At 62.8% G+C, this 20,353-nt stretch carries 21 protein-coding genes and 6 tRNA genes; 20 read left to right on the plus strand and 7 right to left on the minus strand.

Annotation, left to right across the window (positions count from 1 at the left end):
- The coding region (locus LQT98_RS15515) for a GMC family oxidoreductase (protein WP_231463366.1) at positions 1-1,245 on the minus strand (1,245 nt) is incomplete at its 3' end.
- Between the two features lie 163 nt (positions 1,246-1,408).
- Here LQT98_RS15515 and LQT98_RS15520 point away from each other — a divergent pair.
- A complete protein-coding gene (locus tag LQT98_RS15520) occupies positions 1,409-2,332 on the plus strand; it encodes a LysR family transcriptional regulator (RefSeq protein WP_231463368.1) in 924 nt (307 codons plus the stop codon).
- A gap of 9 nt (positions 2,333-2,341) precedes the next feature.
- Positions 2,342-3,205 (plus strand): AraC family transcriptional regulator, encoded by an 864-nt coding sequence (locus LQT98_RS15525; protein WP_231463371.1) that lies wholly within the window; start codon positions 2,342-2,344, stop codon positions 3,203-3,205.
- 236 nt (positions 3,206-3,441) lie between these two features.
- Here LQT98_RS15525 and guaB read toward each other — a convergent pair whose 3' ends face one another.
- A complete protein-coding gene (guaB, locus tag LQT98_RS15530) occupies positions 3,442-4,905 on the minus strand; it encodes an IMP dehydrogenase (protein ID WP_231463373.1) in 1,464 nt (487 codons plus the stop codon).
- A 161-nt stretch (positions 4,906-5,066) separates the two neighbouring features.
- On the opposite strand from guaB, the gene LQT98_RS15535 reads away from it, so the two are divergent.
- From LQT98_RS15535 to LQT98_RS15570, 8 genes are all read left to right on the plus strand, one after another.
- A complete protein-coding gene (locus LQT98_RS15535) occupies positions 5,067-5,504 on the plus strand; it encodes a DUF4124 domain-containing protein (RefSeq protein WP_231463375.1) in 438 nt (145 codons plus the stop codon).
- A complete protein-coding gene (gene uvrC, locus LQT98_RS15540) occupies positions 5,505-7,310 on the plus strand; it encodes an excinuclease ABC subunit UvrC (protein WP_231463377.1) in 1,806 nt (601 codons plus the stop codon).
- Between the two features lie 112 nt (positions 7,311-7,422).
- Positions 7,423-8,004: a CDP-diacylglycerol--glycerol-3-phosphate 3-phosphatidyltransferase gene (gene pgsA, locus LQT98_RS15545; protein ID WP_048412018.1), complete on the plus strand. Its 582-nt coding sequence runs from the start codon at positions 7,423-7,425 to the stop codon at positions 8,002-8,004.
- 98 nt (positions 8,005-8,102) lie between these two features.
- Positions 8,103-8,178, plus strand: a tRNA-Gly gene (locus LQT98_RS15550).
- A gap of 25 nt (positions 8,179-8,203) precedes the next feature.
- Positions 8,204-8,279, plus strand: a tRNA-Gly gene (locus LQT98_RS15555).
- A gap of 27 nt (positions 8,280-8,306) precedes the next feature.
- Positions 8,307-8,382, plus strand: a tRNA-Gly gene (locus LQT98_RS15560).
- A 29-nt stretch (positions 8,383-8,411) separates the two neighbouring features.
- Positions 8,412-8,487 (plus strand) — tRNA-Gly (locus LQT98_RS15565).
- 40 nt (positions 8,488-8,527) lie between these two features.
- Positions 8,528-8,601, plus strand: a tRNA-Cys gene (locus LQT98_RS15570).
- A gap of 103 nt (positions 8,602-8,704) precedes the next feature.
- On the opposite strand, the gene LQT98_RS15575 is transcribed toward LQT98_RS15570, so the two are convergent.
- Entirely contained in the window at positions 8,705-9,124 is a 420-nt protein-coding gene (locus tag LQT98_RS15575) for a type II toxin-antitoxin system HicB family antitoxin (RefSeq protein WP_231463379.1), read from the minus strand.
- A gap of 29 nt (positions 9,125-9,153) precedes the next feature.
- Positions 9,154-9,336: a type II toxin-antitoxin system HicA family toxin gene (locus LQT98_RS15580; protein WP_231463381.1), complete on the minus strand. Its 183-nt coding sequence runs from the start codon at positions 9,334-9,336 to the stop codon at positions 9,154-9,156.
- Positions 9,337-9,526: 190 nt separating this feature from the next.
- On the opposite strand from LQT98_RS15580, the gene LQT98_RS15585 reads away from it, so the two are divergent.
- A tRNA-Leu gene (locus LQT98_RS15585) sits at positions 9,527-9,611 on the plus strand.
- An 82-nt stretch (positions 9,612-9,693) separates the two neighbouring features.
- Here the strand turns inward: LQT98_RS15585 and LQT98_RS15590 are convergent.
- Positions 9,694-10,428 carry a GntR family transcriptional regulator gene (locus tag LQT98_RS15590; protein WP_048412017.1) on the minus strand — a complete coding sequence of 245 codons (735 nt, stop codon included), beginning with the start codon at positions 10,426-10,428 and terminating at the stop codon, positions 9,694-9,696.
- 199 nt (positions 10,429-10,627) lie between these two features.
- On the opposite strand from LQT98_RS15590, the gene LQT98_RS15595 reads away from it, so the two are divergent.
- The 6 genes from LQT98_RS15595 to LQT98_RS15620 all read left to right on the plus strand — a co-directional run bounded on the left by LQT98_RS15595 (position 10,628) and on the right by LQT98_RS15620 (position 16,135).
- Positions 10,628-11,665: an ADP-ribosylglycohydrolase family protein gene (locus LQT98_RS15595; RefSeq protein WP_269326046.1), complete on the plus strand. Its 1,038-nt coding sequence runs from the start codon at positions 10,628-10,630 to the stop codon at positions 11,663-11,665.
- 4 nt (positions 11,666-11,669) lie between these two features.
- Positions 11,670-13,058, plus strand: coding sequence for a purine-cytosine permease family protein (locus LQT98_RS15600; RefSeq protein WP_231463385.1), 1,389 nt, complete (start codon positions 11,670-11,672; stop codon positions 13,056-13,058).
- A complete protein-coding gene (locus tag LQT98_RS15605) occupies positions 13,055-14,005 on the plus strand; it encodes a PfkB family carbohydrate kinase (protein ID WP_048412014.1) in 951 nt (316 codons plus the stop codon). The genes LQT98_RS15600 and LQT98_RS15605 overlap by 4 nt, the downstream gene beginning before the upstream one ends.
- A 677-nt stretch (positions 14,006-14,682) precedes the next feature.
- Positions 14,683-15,084 (plus strand): ProQ/FINO family protein, encoded by a 402-nt coding sequence (locus LQT98_RS15610; RefSeq protein ID WP_048412013.1) that lies wholly within the window; start codon positions 14,683-14,685, stop codon positions 15,082-15,084.
- 158 nt (positions 15,085-15,242) lie between these two features.
- A complete protein-coding gene (locus LQT98_RS15615; RefSeq protein ID WP_048412012.1) occupies positions 15,243-15,719 on the plus strand; it encodes a putative periplasmic lipoprotein in 477 nt (158 codons plus the stop codon).
- A 2-nt stretch (positions 15,720-15,721) separates the two neighbouring features.
- The gene (locus LQT98_RS15620) at positions 15,722-16,135 is read left to right on the plus strand and encodes a YchJ family protein (protein WP_048412011.1); all 414 of its coding nucleotides are present in this window, start codon (positions 15,722-15,724) and stop codon (positions 16,133-16,135) included.
- Positions 16,136-16,144: 9 nt separating this feature from the next.
- Here LQT98_RS15620 and LQT98_RS15625 read toward each other — a convergent pair whose 3' ends face one another.
- Positions 16,145-16,639 carry a glutathione peroxidase gene (locus LQT98_RS15625; protein ID WP_048412010.1) on the minus strand — a complete coding sequence of 165 codons (495 nt, stop codon included), beginning with the start codon at positions 16,637-16,639 and terminating at the stop codon, positions 16,145-16,147.
- Positions 16,640-16,909: 270 nt separating this feature from the next.
- The gene (gene dcd, locus LQT98_RS15630; RefSeq protein WP_048412009.1) at positions 16,910-17,479 is read right to left on the minus strand and encodes a dCTP deaminase; all 570 of its coding nucleotides are present in this window, start codon (positions 17,477-17,479) and stop codon (positions 16,910-16,912) included.
- Between the two features lie 208 nt (positions 17,480-17,687).
- Between dcd and LQT98_RS15635 the strand changes: the two genes are divergently transcribed.
- The 3 genes from LQT98_RS15635 (at position 17,688) to bfr (ending at position 20,243) form a co-directional block, all read left to right on the plus strand.
- Positions 17,688-17,918 (plus strand): FeoA family protein, encoded by a 231-nt coding sequence (locus LQT98_RS15635; protein WP_197081574.1) that lies wholly within the window; start codon positions 17,688-17,690, stop codon positions 17,916-17,918.
- Positions 17,915-19,687 (plus strand): ferrous iron transport protein B, encoded by a 1,773-nt coding sequence (gene feoB, locus LQT98_RS15640; RefSeq protein WP_231463387.1) that lies wholly within the window; start codon positions 17,915-17,917, stop codon positions 19,685-19,687. Before LQT98_RS15635 ends, feoB begins: the two co-directional genes overlap by 4 nt.
- A gap of 88 nt (positions 19,688-19,775) precedes the next feature.
- Entirely contained in the window at positions 19,776-20,243 is a 468-nt protein-coding gene (bfr, locus tag LQT98_RS15645) for a bacterioferritin (protein ID WP_048412006.1), read from the plus strand.
- Positions 20,244-20,353 lie beyond the last annotated feature (110 nt).

The raw sequence follows: 20,353 nt of genomic DNA on the forward strand, positions 1-20,353 counted from the left end.
GCTGAGATAGTTGGGCTGGATCAGCGGCGCGGCGTCCAGGCCGGCGCCGCCGATGGCGACCCGGCCGCGGCTGAGCGGGCGCAGGTCGCACACCGAGGCGGTGAAGGCGGGGAAGGGGTGCAGCGGCTCGCCGAAGCGTTCCAGCGACAGCGGCTGCACATGGTATTCCAGGTTGGCGCGCGTCTGTTCCGGGCCGGATGCGGCAAACGCGCCTAGCTGGCTGGGCGCCATCGCCAGCGGGCCGCTGCGCCGCCACAGGTATTCCCAACCCATGGCCAGCTTGCCGCTCCAGCTATTGGCCAACTGGTTCAGCGTGCGCGCGCCGCTGACCTTGAACACCATGCGCAGTTGCAGATGGTCTTGCAGATTGGCGCCGACGCCTGCCAAGGCATGACGCACGGCGACGCCGTGCTGTTGCAGCAACGCGGCCGGGCCGATGCCGCTGCGCTGCAACAAAAGCGGGGAACCTACGGCGCCGGCGGCCAGGATGATTTCGCCGCGACAGCGCGCCTGCCAGCGCTGCCGCTGTTGCAGGAATGCAATACCGGTGGCGCGGCCGTCCTCCAGCAGCAGGGTTTCCGCCTCGGCATGGGTCAGCACGGTGAGGTTGGGGCGCTGGCGCACCGGGCGTAAAAAGGCCTTGGCGGTGTTCCAGCGCAGTCCGCCGCGCTGGTTGACTTCAAAATAGCCGCAGCCGGCGTTGTCGCCGCCGTTGAAGTCGTCCACCGGGGCGATGCCGCTCTGTTCCGCCGCATCGCGGAAGGCGTCCAGGATCGCCCAGGACAGCCGCTGCCGTTCCACCCGCCATTCGCCGCCGTGGCCGTGTTGGGCGCGGGCGCTGTCGAAGTGGTCCTCCATGCGCAGGAAGTCCGGCAGCACCTCGTCCCAGCTCCAGCCGGGGCAGCCCTGCGCCGCCCAGCCGTCGTAGTCCGCGGCCTGGCCGCGCATATAGATCATGCCGTTGATCGAGGAGCAGCCGCCCAGCACCTTGCCGCGCGGGTAGTTGAGGCTGCGGCCGCCCAGGCCGGCCTCGGGCGTGGTGCGCAGGCACCAGTCGGTGCGGGGATTGCCGATGCAGTAGAGATAGCCGACCGGGATGTGTATCCACGGATAGTTGTCCTCGCCGCCGGCTTCCAGCAACAGCACGCGGTGTTGCGGATTGGCCGACAGGCGGTTGGCCAGCAGGCAGCCGGCGCTGCCCGCGCCGACGATGATGTAGTCGAATGTGTCCGCCAATGCCTGCATGCCGCGCTTTCCTATGACGTCTGTATCGCCACCATATAAGATCAAGCCGGGCCGGCCTGGGAATAGCCAGAGTGGAACAACTGCTGTTAGTTTTCTAACAGTGGTGCAGTTGAAGCTTGTCATTTTTGTGTGCAAGCGCACCATAAACGCGGGAGAGGGCTTGATGTTCGACTGGAACGACATCCGTTATTTTCTGGCCTTGCAGCGCAGCGGCAAGCTATTGGCGGCGGCCCGGCAGCTGCGCACCACGCATGCGACGGTGGCGCGGCATATCGAGCAGTTGGAGCGGCAGCTGGGCCAGCCGCTGTTCGTGCAGCAGCCGGATGGCTATCAATTGACCGCGGCCGGCCGACAGTTGCTGCCCCTGGCCGAGCAATTGGAAAACACCGCGTCGCGGATGCAGGACGAGGCGCGGGTGGGCCATGTGGAGGTGGCCGGCCTGGTGCGGCTGGGCGCGCCGGAGGGTTTGGGCTCGCTGTTCCTGGCGCGGCATCTGCCGCGGCTAATGGCGCGCTATCCGGCGCTGGAGATCGACCTGGTGTCGGTGCCGCGCTTCGTCAGCATCACCAACCGCGAGGTGGACATCGCCATCGCGCTGGAGCGGCCGCAGGCCAATATGGTGGTGACGCGCAAGCTGACCGATTACTGCCTGGGCCTGTACGCGACGCCGGCCTATCTGGACGCGCATGCGCCGATCCGCGAACGCGAGGACCTGGCCGGACATCCCATCGTCGGCTATGTCGACGATTTGCTGTTCTCGCGCGAGCTGATGTTCCATCGCGGCCTGTGCCGCAACCCCTTGATCCATCTGCGCTGCACCAGCGTGGTGGGCCAGCAGCAGGCGGCGCTGGCCGACGGCGGCATCGCGGTGTTGCCGTATTATCTGACCTACGACGACGCGCGGCTGCGCCAGCTATTGCCGGAACTGCGCATCATCCGTTCTTACTGGATCAGCGGCCGCAGCGACATCCGCCGCACGCTGCGCTACCGCGTGGTGTGGGACTACGTGGTGGAGCTGTGCCAGCGCATGCAATGGTTGCTGTTGCAACAGCCAACTCAGCAAAACGAATCAATCGATGCGGGATAAGCTCACTTCATGAGAACGCTCTATCGCAACGGCGGCCCGGATTCGCCGTATTTGTGGCGGATGCTGCGGGCGCTGAACTACCTGTGGCGCCATCTGGATGGGCCGGTGCCGCTGGAAAGGTTGGCGGAGGAGGCTTGCTTGTCGCCCTTTCACTTTCACCGCGTGTATCGCGGCCTGATGGCCGAAACGGTGGGAGAGACCCGGCAGCGGCTGTTGCTGCATCGCGCGGCCGGGCAGTTGAACGGCGGCTCGCAGCCTTTGTCGAGGGTGGCGGCGCGCGCCGGCTACGGCGGCACCGCGGCCTTCGTCCGGGCCTTCGCCAGGGCTTACGGCGAGAGTCCGGGCCGCTATCGCCAGCGCAGAGCGTTCATTTCTAGGCAAGACTGGGAGACCGTTATGCATGAAGTGACATTGCTCAAGCAGGATAAGGGGCTGAGGGTGCTGATGCGCCGCCATATCGGCAGTTATATGGAGATCGGCCAAGCCTTCGGCGCTTTGCAGGCCATCAGCCCGGGGTGCGCGGCCGGCGACGCGCCAGGTCGCACATTCGGGATGTATCTGGATGATACGGAACAAACGGAGGAGGCCAAGCTGCGCTCCATCGCCTGCGTGACGGTGCCGGACTCCTGGCAGGACCGGATGCTGCCGGATGGGTTTGAATGGGGAGAGATTCCCGCCGGGGAGTACGCTTGCGTGACGCATCTGGGACCATACGCGGAGCTATCCACGGCCTGGTCCTGGCTGTACCGGCACTGGCTGCCCGGCAGCGGGCGCGCGCTCGGCGAGGTGCCGTGCGTGGAGGAGTATTTGAATTCGCCTTACGACAATCCGCCCACCGCCTTGCGCACTCGGTTGATGTTGTCGCTGGCCTGAGAACCTGTCTACGATTTGCTGCGCGTCGGCGGGGTGGATAAAAATGGGCGTTGAAACTGAGCTCAAAATGCTCATGTACCACGTGTACATTCCGCTTTTTCGCCCGTTTTCGCCTTGTCTCGCCTTAGCTCGCGAGATCGTAAACACGTTCTGAGCGCGCTGGTGATTCAGCCATGAAAAAACCCGCGCCGTTTGGCGCGGGTTTTGCCGTAAAGGATGCCTGACGACGTGGGGCCTTAACGGGACACGTGGTAGTTCGGCGCTTCCTTGGTGATCTGCACGTCGTGGACGTGGGATTCCTGGATGCCGGCGGAAGTGATTTCCACGAACTCCGCTTTTTCGTGCATATCGGCGATGGTGGCGCAACCGAGGTAGCCCATCGAGGAACGCAGGCCGCCGACCAATTGGTGGATGACCTGGGCGATGGAGCCCTTGTACGGCACGCGGCCTTCGATGCCTTCCGGCACCAGTTTTTCCACATTGCCTTCATTGTCCTGGAAGTAGCGGTCGGACGAGCCCTGGCTCATCGCGCCCAGGCTGCCCATGCCGCGGTAGGACTTGTAGGAACGGCCCTGGAACAGCTCGACTTCGCCCGGGGCTTCCTCGGTGCCGGCGAACATGCCACCCAGCATCACGCAGTTGCCGCCGGCGGCCAGCGCCTTGGAAATATCGCCGGAGAAGCGGATGCCGCCATCGGCGATCATCGGCACGCCGGTGCCCTTCAGCGCTTCGGACACATTGTGGATGGCGGTCAGCTGCGGCACGCCCACGCCGGCCACGATGCGGGTGGTGCAGATGGAGCCGGGGCCGATGCCGACCTTGACGCCGTCGGCGCCGGCTTCAACCAGCGCCAGCGCGGCGGCGGCGGTGGCGATGTTGCCGCCGATCACGTCCACTTGCGGGAACTGCTGCTTGACCCAGCGCACGCGCTCGATCACGCCCTGGCTGTGGCCATGGGCGGTGTCGACCACGATCACGTCCACGCCGGCCTTCACCAGCGCGGCAACGCGCTCTTCGGTGTCGCCGCCGGTGCCGACCGCGGCACCCACGCGCAGGCGGCCTTGGTTATCCTTGTTGGCGTTGGGGTGTTCGCTGGTCTTGATGATGTCCTTGACCGTGATCAGACCCTTCAGCTCCCAGGCGTCGTTGATCACCAGCACACGCTCCAGGCGGTGGGCGTGCATCAGGTCGCGGGCTTCGTCGATGCTGGCGCCTTCCTTGACGGTGATCAGGCGCTCGCGCGGGGTCATGATGGAGCCGACGGTCTGGTCGAGGCGGGTCTCGAAGCGCAGGTCGCGGTTGGTGACGATGCCGACCACCTTGCCGTTTTCGATCACCGGCAGACCGGAAATCTTGTGATGGCGGGTCAGCAGCACCAAGTCGCGCACCAGCATGTCCGGGGCGATGGTGATCGGATCCTTGACCACGCCGCTTTCATGGCGTTTCACCTTGGACACTTCGCTGGCTTGTTGCGCGGCGCTCATGTTCTTGTGCACGATGCCGATGCCGCCTTCCTGGGCCATGGCAATGGCCAGACGGGCTTCGGTCACCGTGTCCATGGCGGCGGACACCAAGGGCAGTTTCAGGGTGATGTTGCGGGTAAGCTGGGTGGAGAGGACTACGTCGCGCGGCAGAACTTCGGAGTGGGCCGGGACGAGGAGAACGTCGTCGAAAGTATAGGCTTTCTCGATGATACGCATCTTGGCGTTTCCTTTGCGGCAAAGCGGCATTATACCGAGGCATTGTCGTTATTGCAAAAAAACGGGTTTTCCGCCGCCAACCCTGTTACCTTTTTGCCCGCTGGCCGCGCAGGCCTTACAATTTGAGTATCCGCAGCGCATTCGGGCCCAGGGAGTCGATGATGAAGTCAACCTTAGTATGGACGTTTTTGCTGGCTTTGCTGGCGTCTTCCGCCGCCAGCGCGGCGGTCTATGTGTGGAAGGACGAGGCCGGCAAGACGGTGTACTCCGACCAGCCGCCGCCGCATGTCAATGCGCGCCGGCTGAACACTCCGGCACAGCCGGCGCCGGCTTCCGCGCCGGCGAAAGAGGTGAAGAAGGCGGGCGGCAAGGATGTCGATTCCGAGAATGCCAAGGTGTCGGCGGAGAACGCCAAGATCGCCGCCGCCAACGCCAAGATACGCGAGCAGAACTGCAAGGGCGCGCGCGATCAGCTGGCCTCGCTGCAGCAGAACGGCCGCATCCGCATGCCGGGCTCCAATGCGCTGGCCACCGATGGCCAGCGCAATGAGTTGATTGCCCAGGCGCAGTCCAATGTGCAAACCTGGTGCGGAAAATAAGTGTCGAAAACGGCTTTTGACTACAAGGCGGTTCTGGCCTCCCTGCCCAATCTGCCCGGCGTGTATCGGATGTTCGATGCGTCGGGCAGCGTGCTTTATGTCGGCAAGGCCATTGATCTGAAGCGGCGGGTCAGCTCCTATTTCCAGAAGAACGACCAGTCGCCGCGCATTCAACTGATGGTGCGCCAGATCGCCAGCATAGAAACCACGGTCACGCGCTCGGAAGCCGAGGCGTTGATCCTGGAAAACAATCTGATCAAGGCCTTGTCGCCGCGCTATAACATCCTGTTCCGCGACGACAAGTCCTATCCTTATCTGATGCTGAGCGGTCACGCCTTCCCGCAGATGGCTTATTACCGCGGCGATCCGAAGCGACCGAACCAGTATTTTGGTCCCTATCCCAACGGTTACGCGGTGCGCGAGAGCATCCAGATCCTGCAAAAGGTATTCCGGCTGCGCACCTGCGAGGACGCGGTGTTCGCCAACCGCTCCCGCCCCTGTCTGCTGTACCAGATCAAGCGCTGCTCAGGCCCCTGTGTCGATCACATCTCCAAGGAGGACTACGCCGGCGACGTCGCCAGCGCGGTGGCCTTTCTGCAAGGCCGCCAGAGCGAACTGATAGATGGACTGACCCAGCGCATGATGGTGGCGGCGGAAGCAATGGAGTTTGAGCAGGCGGCGGAACTGCGCGATCAGATCCAGGCCTTGGCGCGGGTGCAGGAAAAACAGTTCGTGTCCAGCAACTCCAGCCAGCAGGATTGCGATGTGGTGGCCGCGGTGCAGCAGGAAGGCATGCTCTGCGTCAATCTGGTGATGATACGCGGCGGTCGGCATCTGGGCGACAAGAGCTTCTTCCCGGTCAGCGGCGAGGAGGGCGATCTGGCGGACAGCCTGGAAGCCTTCCTGGCCCAACATTATCTGGGCGCACCCTTGCCGCCGGCCATCCTGATCAATGGCGAAATCTCCGACACTCTGCGCCAGCATCTGGAGCAGCAGGCCGAGCGCAAGCTGGCCATCGCCAGCAACCCCATCGGCGAGAGACGGGTGTGGCTGGAAATGGCAGAGAAGAACGCGACGCTGGCCATCATGCAGCGCTTGAGCAGCAAGGCCACCCAGAACCAGCGGCTGGCCCAGCTCAACGAGGTGCTGGAACTGGAAGGGGCCGGCCGCTTCGAATGCTTCGATATCAGCCATACCATGGGCGAAGCCACGGTGGCTTCCTGTGTGATCTATGACAAGGGCGCGATGCAGCCCGGAGAATACCGACGCTACAATATCGAAACCGCCAAGCCCGGCGACGATTACGCTGCGATGCGCGAAGTGTTGTCACGTCGCTATGGCAAGCTGGCTGCGGGCGATGGCAGGCTGCCGGACGCGGTGTTCATAGATGGCGGCAAGGGGCAGGTGGGCGTGGCCTTGGAAGTATTCGCCGAAATCGGCCTGAATCTGCCCATCGTCGGCATCGCCAAGGGCGAGGAACGCAAGCCGGGCCTGGAAACCTTGATCCTGCCGTATCTGGACAAGAGCCTGCAGCTGCGGCAGGACCATCCGGCGCTGCATCTGATCCAGACGGTGCGCGACGAGGCCCACCGCTTCGCCATCACCGGCCACCGCGCGCGGCGCGCCAAGGCGCGCACCGCGTCCACGTTGGAGGAGATTCCAGGCGTGGGCGCCAAGCGCCGGCAGCAGTTGTTGATGCGTTTTGGCGGCTTGCGCGGCGTGGCCGCCGCCAGCATGGACGACCTGGCCCAGGTGGACGGCATCAGCCGCACCCTGGCTGAGAAGATTTACAACGCCCTGCATTGATTGCCGGCGCGCCATCGTTTATACACTGTAACCACCGCTGTGCGTTTCGTTGTGGCTCGGGGCCGACGCGCAGTTTTTGACCGGGCCGCAAACAATAAGATTACTGACACCGATGCCCTTCAATTTGCCGATATTCCTGACCTGGCTCAGGGTTGCCCTGATCCCCATCTGCGTAGCGGTCTTCTTTTTGCCGGACTCCGTGCTGCTGCTGCAAAGCCGTAACCAGGTGGGCGCCGCCATCTTTGCTTTGGCGGCCATCACCGACTGGTTGGATGGCTATCTGGCGCGTAAGCTGGGCCAGACCTCGGCCTTCGGCGCCTTCCTGGACCCGGTGGCGGACAAGCTGATCGTCGCCGCGGCCTTGATCCTGCTGGTGCAGATGGGGCGCACCGAGGGCTGGATGGCGATGATCATCATCGGCCGCGAGATCGCCATCTCCGCGCTGCGCGAATGGATGGCGGAGATGGGGACTCGCAAAAGCGTGGCGGTGGCCTATATCGGCAAGCTGAAAACCGCCGCGCAAATGGTGGCCATCCTGCTGTTGCTGTATGCCGGCCCGCTGCTGCCGGGGGTTTCGACATTAATTTTGGGCAATGCCTTCATGGTGGTGGCGGTGATTTTGACTTTGTGGTCAATGGTTTATTACCTGAGGATGGCCGCCAAGGAGTTTTCCGGGAAAAAAATTGATGTCTGAAGTGTTGACAGTGCCTGATAAATCCTTATAATTCGCATCTCTCAGCGCTGCTCCAGCAGCAGCGAAGAGAAAGCAGAAGTATCACAGCAGTTTTGAATGCGGGAATAGCTCAGTTGGTAGAGCGCAACCTTGCCAAGGTTGAGGTCGCGAGTTCGAGCCTCGTTTCCCGCTCCAAATCTTCTGCGATAGCATATGCGACGCGGGAATAGCTCAGTTGGTAGAGCGCAACCTTGCCAAGGTTGAGGTCGCGAGTTCGAGCCTCGTTTCCCGCTCCATTATCTTCTGCGATAGCATTATGCGACGCGGGAATAGCTCAGTTGGTAGAGCGCAACCTTGCCAAGGTTGAGGTCGCGAGTTCGAGCCTCGTTTCCCGCTCCAGCGCACTATGTTGTCATGGCATTACCCCTGCGGGAATAGCTCAGTTGGTAGAGCGCAACCTTGCCAAGGTTGAGGTCGCGAGTTCGAGCCTCGTTTCCCGCTCCAAATTTAAATCACCAGCCCTGGCTGGTGGTTCGCCGGTAACGGCGGGGTAGCAAAGTGGTTATGCAGCGGATTGCAAATCCGTCTACGCCGGTTCGATTCCGACCCCCGCCTCCAGTTAAAGCCCCGTAAGTCAAAGACTTGCGGGGCTTTTGCTTTGCCTGAGGCAGCTTTCCATGGTGCTTTCCTGTGCTTTTCCATTTGAACTGCGTAGATTCAGTCAAGCGGGAGGGGGCTGTTTTTCTTTATTGATCAGTTCCAGCGCCGCGCGGGCGAGGAAGCCGGACCGGGTGTCATGGTGGCGTTGCACGTAGCGATCCACTTGGGAAAGGACAAAGCTGGGCCAGCTGACATTGAAGCGTTCGGGCTTGGTGTTCGTCTTGCTCAGGTCGACATCGACAAATGCCCATATCGCGCCGACATAATCTGGATTGGCTTGGAGTTCTTCGATCGAGGTTTGGCTGAGTTCAAGCTCATCGCCCAGTTCCAGCATGGTTTCAATATGGCCTAGAATGGCTTCCTTGCTGTTTTCAATGGCTTCCAGGATTGTTTCGCCCCAAGAGTGGCAGCCAGGCACATCAGGGACGGTGACGCCATATACCGAGTCTTCATCTTTATGAATGGCGATAGGAAATAACATGGTTTGCTCCCGTACCGTCTAGGCTGCTCTCATTTCAGCCCCGCCTGCCTTAACACGCTGTTTATCGTGCCTTTCGGCAGATTCCCCTTGGGGTGTGGCACCGTGACCAGCCCTTTTTTGATTGGATGGCGGAAGTGATGGTGGCTGCCGCTTACTCGTATCCGTACCCATCCGTCTGCTTCCACTATTTTGATCAGCTCGTCGCTGCGCATAGCTCAGCTCCTCGTTGATATGTGTATATTTACACACCAAACATAGGGAGGCAATGAGTGGCGTGCATTCATGCGTGCCATGCGCTGAACCTACGCGTCAGGCGGAAAGACTGCGCTCCCCATGAGTTCGGCGGATGGCGTCCGTTTGCCAGCGGCCCGGCTCTGGGATAGAATCGCCGTCTCTTTGCCCGCCCCGGTGGTGAAATTGGTAGACACAAGGGACTTAAAATCCCTCGACTTCGGTCGTGCCGGTTCGATTCCGGCCCGGGGCACCACGACGGCTTGGCCGTCCGCGAGACGACGAAGACCCGCACAGCGCAGCGCTGGGCGGGTTTTTTGTTTATCGATCCCCATGCCTCATAGCTGCACCTCGAATTCATAGAGATCGCTGCGGCACAGCACCTCGCTGAACTCCAAGACCTGTTGCGCGGCGTTCAAGCTGGTCTGCTGGATGCGCAGCAGCGGCATGCCTGCGGCCAGATTCAGCAAGGCGGCGGCGTCACGATCCGCGGCGCAGGATGCCAGGCGAAAGCGCTTGTGGCCGATCTCGATGCCGCGCTGTTCCCACCATTGATATAGCGAATGTTCCAGGCGCTCGGGCTCGGGCAGGAAGGCCAGCGGGATATAGGTGGTTTCCAGCGCGGCCGGCACGCCATCCATCAGCCGCAGACGGCGTAGTTTCGCGATCTCGGCGTCGGCGGGCAGTTGCAGCCTGGCTGCAATGGCGGCTGGAGCGGCTTCGCGCTGTCGCAGCAGCCATTGATTGTCCACCGTGCCGCCATTGCGCAGCACTTGCTCGGTAAAGCCCCCGCTATCGTTGAGCGAGTAGCAGAAAGCCTGCGCTACGCGCGTGCCCACGCCTTGCAGCCGGGTGATCAGCCGTTTTTTTTCCAGCTCCGCCATCGCTTTGCTGATGGTGACACGCGACAGCCGTAGTTTTTCCGCCAGTTGCCGCTCGGTGGGCAGGAAGGCGCCGGCTGTCAGCTGGTGCTGACGGATGGCCTGTTCCAGCGCATTGGCGATCTGCAGATAGCGCGGGGTAGGATCGGCGTGGCTGAGGCTGGCGGACAAACATTCCAGTATATCGATCATATCGGTTGCAAACTCCTGTGCATGCGGACCCAGTCTAAAGCAAAGCGCGCGCGGTAGGAGAGGGCGGCTGGCGTGGAGCGGTGGCCTACCTGACCGATAGGATAGCCTGGTGTTATTGGATTTATATTGGACTTGTCATAGTATGCCAATCGAAAGCCTTGCCGCTGGCGCGGCGGCGAGTGTTTTCTGTGACTATCCCATGCGTTTCAAGAGGTACGGTTTGACAACTAGCAGCAAGGGCTATTCATTCATTCTCGGCGCACTGTATGGGCAGGCGGCGGGGGATGCGATGGGCATGCCTTCAGAACTTTGGCCGCAGCAACAGGTGCGGCGTTTCTTTGGCTGGATCGACGATTTTCTGCCTGGCCCCACCGAGAATTTCGCCGCGTCCGAATTCGCCGCCGGCGAGTTCACCGATGATACCCAGCAAGCCATCGCCTTGATGGATGCGCTGATCGCGGCGGACGGAGAGGTGGAGCCGGAACGCATCGCCCGCAACATCATCGCCTGGGCCGAAGGGATAGACGCGTTCAATAAGAATATCCTGGGGCCGAGTTCAAAAGCCGCGTTGCTGGCCATCTTGTCCGGCCAGTCCATCGATACGCTTGGCGCCAATGGCGTGACCAATGGCGCGGCGATGCGAGTGGCGCCATTGGGCTGCCTGCTGTCCAGTCGGGATCGCCAGGCTTTCATCCGTGCGGTCCGACTCAGTTGCAGTCCCACCCATCAGTCCGATATCGCGGTAGCCGGCGCGACGGCCATCGCCTGGGCGGTGTCGCGGGCGGTAGAGGGCGCGGCGTGGTCCGACATCAAGACCGAATTGCCCGCCATCGCCGATCAGGCGCAGTTGGAATTGGTGACGACATTCAGCCCGCTGCTGAGCCGGCGTTTGGCTTGGGGTTTCGAGGTGGCGGGGCGCTTGCGCGGGCAGAATGACGCGGCCGTGGTGGCCGAGCTGTATCACACGCTGGGCGCCGGCATGGACACCATAGAATCGGTGCCTGCCGCCCTCGCGCTGGTGGAGTGCGCGCAAGGCGATCCGCGACATTGCGCGGTGCTGGCGGCGAATCTGGGCGGCGATACCGACACGATAGGCGCGATGGCAACCGCGGTGTGCGGCGCGCTGCGAGGAGTGGAGGCGATACCGGCCGCATGGCGGGAGCGCATCCGGCAAGTGAATGGAGTCGATTTCGAATCTTACGCGCAGACTTTAAGCGCATTGCGTTTCAAGGGGTGAAGGGATGAGCGAAGCACAAGCAAGAGAGGGCTGGCGGCTGGAGAGCGCGGGTATAGACCTGGTGCCCGAACATGAGTGCCAGGGCCGGCCGGTGGAGTTGTTCTGGGTATGGCTGGCGGCCAATATCGGCATCCTCGGCGTGGTATACGGCGGCATCGTCACCAGCTTCGGATTGTCGTTCTACCAATCCTTGCTGGCCGCGGCGGTCGGGGTGGCCAGTTTCGCGCTGGTGGGGTTGACCAGCATTGCCGGCCAGCGCGGCCGCACGTCCACGCTGACCTTGTCGCGGGCTATTTTCGGCCTGCGCGGCAATGCCGCGCCCACCGCCTTCAGCTGGTTCAACCTGATGGGGTGGGAAGCGGTCAACGTGGTGACCGGCGCGCTGACGCTGGCGGCGATGTGCCAGGCGCTGGGCATGGTGGAAAGCCGCCCGCTGACCGCGGCCTGCTTGCTGTTGTTCATCGGCCTGGTCATCGTGGTCAGCCTGCTCGGGCAGGCCACCGTGGTGTGGATGCAGAGCTGGCTGAGCCGGATCTTCGGCAGCATGACCCTGGTGGTGGTCCTGTACGTGGTGTCGACCGCGAATTGGGGCGCCATCATGGCGCGGCCGGACGGCGACTGGCTGACCGGTTTCTGGCCGGCGGTGTCGGTGATCGCCGCGGGCACCGGCATCAGTTGGGCGATAGCCGGCGCCGATTACAGCCGCTATCAGCGGGCCGGGGCGTCCAGCGGCAGCATCTTCGGCGCGGTGATGGTGGGCGCGTCGCTGCCGCTGATGCTGCTGATCTTTACCGGCGTGCTGCTATCGGTGCAGATACCGGACCTGGCCAGCGCGGCCAACCCCATCGCCAAGATAGGCTCGGTGCTGCCGGCCTGGATGGCGGTGCCCTATCTGCTGACGGCGACGGCTGGCATCGTCACCATGGCGGTGCTCAGCCTGTACTCGGCCAGCCTCAATCTGCTGACCATAGGCGTCAAGGTCAGGCAGGCGCAGGCGGTGTCCATCAATGCGCTGATCGTGGTGGCGATTGCCGCTTATGTCCTGTTTGTGTCCAGTGATTTCCTGGGGCCCTTCATCGCCTTCCTGCTGTTCTGCGGCGTGTTCCTGGCCGCCTGGGAGGCGGTGTTCGTGCTCGATTACCTGATGCTGCGTCATCGGCAGGGCTATGACGGCGCGGCGCTGTCTGGTCAGCGCCAGGCCTTCCGCGCCGGCCCGCTGCTGTGCTGGCTGCTGGGCGCCGGCTGCGGCCTGCTGGTGACCAAGACCGGCTTTGTCGACGGCCCGCTGGCGCGTGGCATCTTCGCCGATTCCAGCCTTGGCCTGTTTGTATCTTTTGCGACCAGCTTGCTGGCTTATGGATTGTATTTGTTGCTGAAGGAGCGACGCGCATGACCATCCCGTGTCCTAGTTATCATCCCACCAAGGCGATCCTGACCGTGGGCGGCGCGGTGGGCGATGTGGTGCTGACCTTGCCCGAACTGCCGCGTAGCGGCGCCGATGTCGAAGCACAGCAGCAGGAACGCTTGATCGGCGGCTGCGCCTTCAATGTGGCGCGGGCATTGAGTCAGTTGAATGCGCCGGTGATCAATGGCATGCCAGTGGGCAACGGGCCATGGGGCGCGGCGATAGACGAAGCCATGCGCGAACTGGGCTTGCCGGTATTGCTGCGCAACGAGCGGCGCGACAATGGCTGGTGCGTGGCCATGGTGGAGCCCAGCGGCGAGCGCAGTTTTATTTCGATTTCCGGCTGTGAGACGGAATGGAGCCGAGCGCAATTGAATAAGCTGCCGCTTGGCGCCGACACGCTGGTGTACGCCAACGGTTATGAGTTGGCCGGCGAGGGTGGTCAGGCTTTGCGCGCGTGGTTGCTGGCCATGCCTGCGGAGCAGGTTCGCGTGATCGATCCCGGTCCGCGCGTGATGCAGTTGGAACCGGCCTTCTTGGCGGCCTTGAGCGACACCGAGACCTTGTTGACCCTGAACCGGGACGAGATCGCGCTATTGTGCGGCGGCGGCGATCCGGTTGCCGCGGCGCAGCGCTTTGCCAAGGACTATAGGCTGACGCTGATCTGCCGGCTGGGGCAGGACGGCGCCTGGGTATGTCCTGGCACCGAGGCGCCGTGGCATCTGCCCGGCTATCAAGTGTCGGTGGTGGATACCATAGGCGCGGGCGATGCGCATTGCGCTGGCCTGTTGGCGGGTTTGTCCAGCGGCTGGCCGCTGCACTACGCGGTGGACCTGGGCAACCGCCTGGCGGCCTGTGTCGTGGCCAGCGCCGGCCCTGACGCGGCCACGGATTGGGACAGTTTGAACCGCCGTTTCCCCGTCGCCTGCATTTGACGCGAGCAAGCCCGGCGCGGTCGCCCTTGGCGCGGCCGCGCTTCATGCCCTGTTTGCCGTCTTGACCTTGAAAAAGTGGCAAAAGAAAGACGGGATCCACTGGGAAAAAACGCAATAGGCGTCTAGTACTGGACATAAAGGGGCATTACTTAGTACTCTCCCTCCCTCGTGAGCGCCTGCCCGGCCGCGGAGCCCTCGGGCTTCCCCGCCAGCGCGGCGTGCGCGATGTTTTCTTTGTGATAACCTGTTCAAGGTTTCGCACGCAAAGGTCGGATAAGGCGAAAAGAGCTGAAGGAGCGAAATGTGCATACGCTGCATGAGCTTTCTGAAGGCGCGACAACGCTGTATCGCCGAAGCGCGGCGGGTCACAAACAAGTTCTTAGCCCGGACGGTGCCGCCGTAAGCCAACGGTGGCCTGCTCGGGAATATACCGGCGCTGGCGATGCGCATGTCCGCGCGAGCTGCCGCTTGGCCGGGGGACGAGTTTCACGGAGTTCGTCCTTGGCCGGCAACTTGAGCGGCGCGCCGGTCTCGCATTGCCGCAGCGCTTGCCAAGCCGTATGACGATGTCGTCATTTATGCGTTCGCTGTCAAGCTGGCCGGGAGGCTGGTTGCAGTGCTTCGTTTGATTAGGCAGCATGCGCTGCTTTCGCACCAACGGATCTAGATAGAAGTTCATGAAGCCAAATACTGAAACGGCACTCGGTGCTGCACTTAAGTCCGCTGTACAAAGTCTGTCCAAGAAAAAGCAGACTGAGATGATCGCGGATCATGTCTACAGCAAGTTCGACGTTTTCCGTCAGTTCCGGCCGCTGGCGCTGGGCATCCATGAGAGCTTGATCGCGGCCTTGCCCCAGTTCGACGCGACGCTGATTTCGCGCGTGGTGGCCAACCACTGTCGCAAGCCGCGCTACGTCAAATCCCTGGCGCGCGGCGGCAAGCGTTTCGATCTGGCCAACAAACCGGTGGGCGAAGTCAGCGCCGAAGAAAAAAAGGCGGCGGAGCAGATGTCCGCGCCCAAGCCTGCGGCGGTAGCCGAGGCGGCACCGGTCCAGCCCGCGGGCGACTCCGCGGAGTAAGCGTGCCGCGCCGGCGTGGCCACGATGAAAACAGCCTGACACATGTTTTGTCAGGCTGTTTTGCATTGCGCGGCAGGAACATTGCGGCTGTCGGCATGGTCGCAGGGAGATGCGCCGCGCCAGCGGCGACGAATCAGGACAGGAGTAGAATACCCGGCATGAAACGTCTTTTCTTGTGCGCCGCGATGGCCTTGAGCTTGTCCGCCTGCAGCGCTTTGCAACAATTGGGCGTGCCCATCAGCTCGCATCCCGATACCGCGCCGGCCAAGACCCGGCCGCCGGCCGCGCCTGCGGTCAATGGCAAGACCGACGCCTTGCTGCGCGAGGCCAACCGCCTGGCCGACAAGGTCAAGAGCGGCGAACTCACCCGCCTGGCCGCCGCCGACCAACTGGGGGCTTTCCGGCTCAAGGTGGTGGGCGCCAATCCGGTCGATGACAATACCTTCGCGATGTACCGCTATCTGACGGTGGAACGCGAAGCCGGCCGCATCGATCAGGACGCTTTCCGCGCCAAGATGGATGAGCGCTTGCGCGAATGGATGCGGCGCTGGCCGAAATTGAACCCGAAACCGGCGGAACCCGCGTTCACCAATTTCCTGCTCAAGCTCTACGGCTTGCCGCCACTGGTGCGCTGAACATGGGCAAGAAGACGCAGAAGGCGCCGAGCGCCTGCCCTTGCGGCCTGGGGCCGGCCTATGCCGCGTGCTGCGGCCGTTATCTGGATGATGCCGGCGCGCCGGCGCCCACCGCCGAGGCCTTGATGCGCTCGCGCTATACCGCTTACGCGCGCGGCGACGAAGGCTATTTGCTGGCCAGTTGGCATGCCAGCACCCGGCCGCAGTCGCTGGATCTCGCCGCGGACGCGGGCGTGGTCAAATGGCTGGGCCTGGATGTGCTGGCGACCGAGGCCGGCGGCGCTACCGACGTTGGCGGGATGGTGGAGTTCATCGCCCGCTGCAAGGTGGGCGGCAAGGCGGAGCGCATGCATGAGCGCAGCCGCTTTGTGCGCGAAGACGGCCGCTGGTTTTATGTGTCCGGCGAATTGAGCTGAGCACGCCGCTCAGCGCGCGGGCGTGCGCAGCAAGTTCTCGATCGCGCGCTCGAGCGAAGCCGGTTTCACCTGGGGAGCGAAGCGCGCTTGTATCGCGCCATCGCGATCCACCAGGAACTTGGTGAAATTCCACTTGATGCGCCGGCTGCCCAGCAGGCCTGGCTTGGCGGTGGCGAGATGGCGCCACAGCGGATGCGCGCCGGCGCCGTTGACGTCGATCTTGGCGGACAGCGCGAAGCTGACGCCGAAGTTCTTCTGACAAAACTGGCCGATGGCGGCAGCGTCCCCCGGCTCCTGGCCGCCGAACTGATTGCAGGGAAAGCCTATGATTTCCAGGCCCTGCTCGCGGTAGCGCTGGTATAGCTGTTCCAGGCCGCCCAATTGCGCGGTGAAGCCGCACTCGCTGGCGGTGTTGACCAGCAGCAGCACCTTGCCGCGGAAACGCTCCAGAGCCAGTGGCCGGCCATCCAGCGTTTCAATGGAAAAATCATAAATTTCGGGCATGTTTCCGCTCTTCGTCAAAGTGAGGATCATGGCAAGAAAGCGGGGGAAGGGCAATGCGGGGAAGGCATAAAAAAAGGGGCGCAACGGCAAGGGGGAACCGCTACGCCCCAAGAAGAAATCAATTGCTGTACAAGGGCGGACCAACCGGGAAAGTCAGCTAACCCTCTGTTTATCCTAGAACATTGAGGTGAAATTGCGAGGACGGATTTGGCGGGATTTAAATGACAAAGGGATGGCTTAGCCATCCCTTTTTTGCTGGCGGGAAGTGTTTCAGGGGCGTGGCAGGGTCACGCCCACCTGGCCCATGTATTTGCCGGCGCGGTCGCTGTAGGACACGTCGCAGATTTCGTCGGATTCGAAGAACAGCACCTGAGCCACGCCCTCGTTGGCGTAGATTTTGGCCGGCAGCGGCGTGGTGTTGGAGAACTCCAGCGTCACATAGCCTTCCCACTCCGGTTCGAACGGCGTGACGTTGACGATGATGCCGCAGCGCGCATAGGTGGACTTGCCCAGGCAGACGGTCAGCACCGAGCGCGGAATGCGGAAGAATTCCACGGTGCGAGCCAGAGCGAAGCTATTGGGCGGGATGATGCAATAGCCCTTGCCGGAGACTTCCACGAAAGAATTGGGGTCGAAGTTCTTCGGATCGACAATGGTGCTGTTGATATTGGTGAACACCTTGAATTCGTCGGCGCAGCGGATATCGTAGCCGTAGCTGGAGGTGCCGTAGGAGATCACCTTCTGGCCGTCCACCATCTTGATCTGGTTGGCTTCGAAGGGTTCGATCATTTTGTATTCGTCCGCCATCCGGCGAATCCACTTGTCCGATTTGATGCTCATTGTCTTTGGCCCGTAGCTTTTCGATTGATTGTCCGCGATTTTAACCGCAAGCGCGGCATGCGGCTATGGGTAATCCGCGCGCGCGGGCGTGAGCGGAGCGCCATTGACCCAGGTCAAGCGAGTCCGCAATTGCGGCGATTTGCCGCAGTTCGGCGCGAATGGGCTGGATATACTAATGCAAACCATTCTCGTTCTTGATCGGATCATCATGTTGACACTGGATGCATTCCCCGCCGGCCGCCACGGCGTGGTCGAGCGGCTGGAGCTGGCGGAGGAGGCGTTCCGCCGCGTCGCCGCCTTTGGCCTGGCGCCGGGCAGCCGTTTTTACGTGCGCCGGGTAGCGCCATTGGGCGGGCCGTTGCTGCTGGATGTCGGTGCCACTCGCTTTCTGCTGCGTCGCAGCCTGGCGCGTTCCATCGTGGCGAGGCTGGAAGCATGAAGCGCTTTGCCCTGATCGGCCTGCCCAATACCGGCAAATCCACCTTGTTCAATCGCCTGACCGGCATGTCGCAGCGCGTTGGCAACTGGCCGGGCCTGACCATAGAACTGAGCAGCGCGCGCCTATTGCTGGGCGGCCACATGGTGGAGCTGGTGGATCTGCCGGGCGTCAATGATCTGACCGGTTATTCCGACGACGAAGCGGTGGTGCGCGATGTGTTGCAGGCCAGCGCCTTCGACGGCGCGATCCTGGTGCTCAACGCCAGCCAGCTGGACCGGCAATTGCCGCTGGCTTTGCAAGTGTTGGCCAGCGGCCTCAACTGCCACGTGGTGCTGAATATGGCCGACGAGGCCAAGGCGCTGGGCGTCAGCCTGGATGTGGAGCGCTTGTCGGAACGCCTGGGCGCGCCGGTGTCGCTGGTGTCGGCCAAGCGCATGCAGGGCTGGCCGCCGCTGATGACGGGTTTGAACCGGCTGGCGAATACGGACGCCCCGGCCGCGCGCGCGCGGCTGGACGCGGTGCCGGAAACGCGGGCGGCGATGGAGCAGGCGCGGTTGAAGCTGGAGGGCTGCTGGGCCTTGCCGCCGGTGCTGCCGGCGCAGCTGACCGAGAAGATAGATCATTGGCTGATGCATCCGTGGCTGGGGCTGCCGCTGTTCTTCGCGCTGATGGCGTTGCTGTTCAATCTGACCTATCAGATCGGTACCCCTTTGCAGGACCTGGCCGGCGCCGGCCTGGACTGGGTCAAGGAGCAGGCGTTGACGCCCTTGCTCGCGCCCTTGCCGGCGATTGTGCAGAGCCTGGCGCTGGACGGCATCTGGCAGGGCGTGGCGACGGTGTTGACCTTCGCGCCCATCTTGCTGGTGTTCTTCGTGCTGATGGCGATGGTGGAGGATTCCGGCTATCTGGCGCGCGCCGCCTATCTGACCGATGCCTTCATGGCGCGGCTGGGGCTGGACGGCCGTGGTTTCGTGATGCAGCTGATGGGCTTCGGCTGCAATGTGCCGGCCATCATGGGCACCCGGGTGATGCGCGAGCGCAAGCAGCGGCTGCTGACCATGCTGGTGATCCCGTTCTCGCTGTGCTCGGCGCGCTTGCAGGTGGTGGTGTTCTTCGCCGGGCTGCTGTTCACGCCGTCGCAGGCGCCGTGGGTGCTGACCGGGCTTTATCTGATGAGCTTCGCGGTGGCGATCTTCACCGCCTGGGTGTTCAAGCGCCGTTACGCCGGCGGCGAGGCCTTTCTGCTGGAAGTGCCGCCGTACCGGCTGCCAGGGCTGAGCCATATGCTGGGCCGGGCGGTGGGCGAGGTGCGCGCCTTCCTGCAACTGGCGTCCAGTTTCATCCTGCTGGGCGTGGTGCTGGTCTGGCTGCTGACCCATGTGCCGGCCGGCGACGGCAAGACCCTGGCCGATGCGCTGGGCGACCTGATGGCGCCGGTGCTGGACCCGATAGGCATACGCCACGAACTGGCGGCGGCCTTGTTGTTCGGCTTCATCGCCAAGGAGATCCTGCTGGGCAGCCTGGCGGTGATTTACGGGGTGTCGGAAGCCGGCCTGGGGGCGGCCTTGCTGCAGCATCTGGACTGGCGCTCGGCGATGAGCTTCCTGATTTTCACCTTGATCTACGTGCCCTGCCTGTCCACGGTGGCGGCGATGTATCGCGAGTCGCGCAGCAAGGCCTATACCGCGCTGGCGGTGGGATGGTCGGTGGGCCTGGCCTGGCTGTTGTCGTTCGTGTTTTATCAAGGCGGCGTGCATCTATGGCCTTGAGGGCTTAGAATGAATGGTTCGCGAATTCCGTTCGCGTCGGCGGCGCGCCCGCCGGCGTTATTGAACTACAACAACAAGAGGTCGTTTTATGCAAGGTGATCCCAAAACCATCGAGTTGCTGAACGAACTGCTGGCGGAAGAGCTGTCCGCCGCGGACCAGTATTTCATCCACGCCGAGATGTACAAGGACTTCGGTCTGCACAAGCTGTTCGAGCGCATCGATCACGAGCGCGAGGACGAGTTGTCGCACGCGCGGGTGCTGATCGCGCGCACCTTGTTCCTGCAAGGCAAGCCGAACGTGGCCAAGCGCGTGCCCATCGTGGTGGGCGAGAACGTGCGAGCGATGCTGGCCAGCGATCTGGAAGTGGAATACCGCGTCGGCAATCTGCTGAAAAAAGTGGTGGCCCACTGTGAGAGCGTGCAGGACTACGTGACGCGCCAGGAACTGATGGTGCTGCTGGAAGAGACCGAGAACGACCATGCCCACTGGCTGGAGCAGCAGCTGCGCCTGATCGATATGGTGGGCGAGCAGAACTATATTCAGTCGCAAATGTAAGCCCCGAATATTTCTGTCTTGAAACGGCCGCCTTCCGGGCGGCCGTTTGTTTTGCGGCGGCCGCGCCGGTTTTGACTTGGCGCAGCATGGCCGGCGCCGCTTGCGTCTAT

It is taken from the genome of Chromobacterium aquaticum (genome assembly GCF_021129195.1).
In the GTDB taxonomy this organism is placed as follows: domain Bacteria; phylum Pseudomonadota; class Gammaproteobacteria; order Burkholderiales; family Chromobacteriaceae; genus Chromobacterium; species Chromobacterium aquaticum.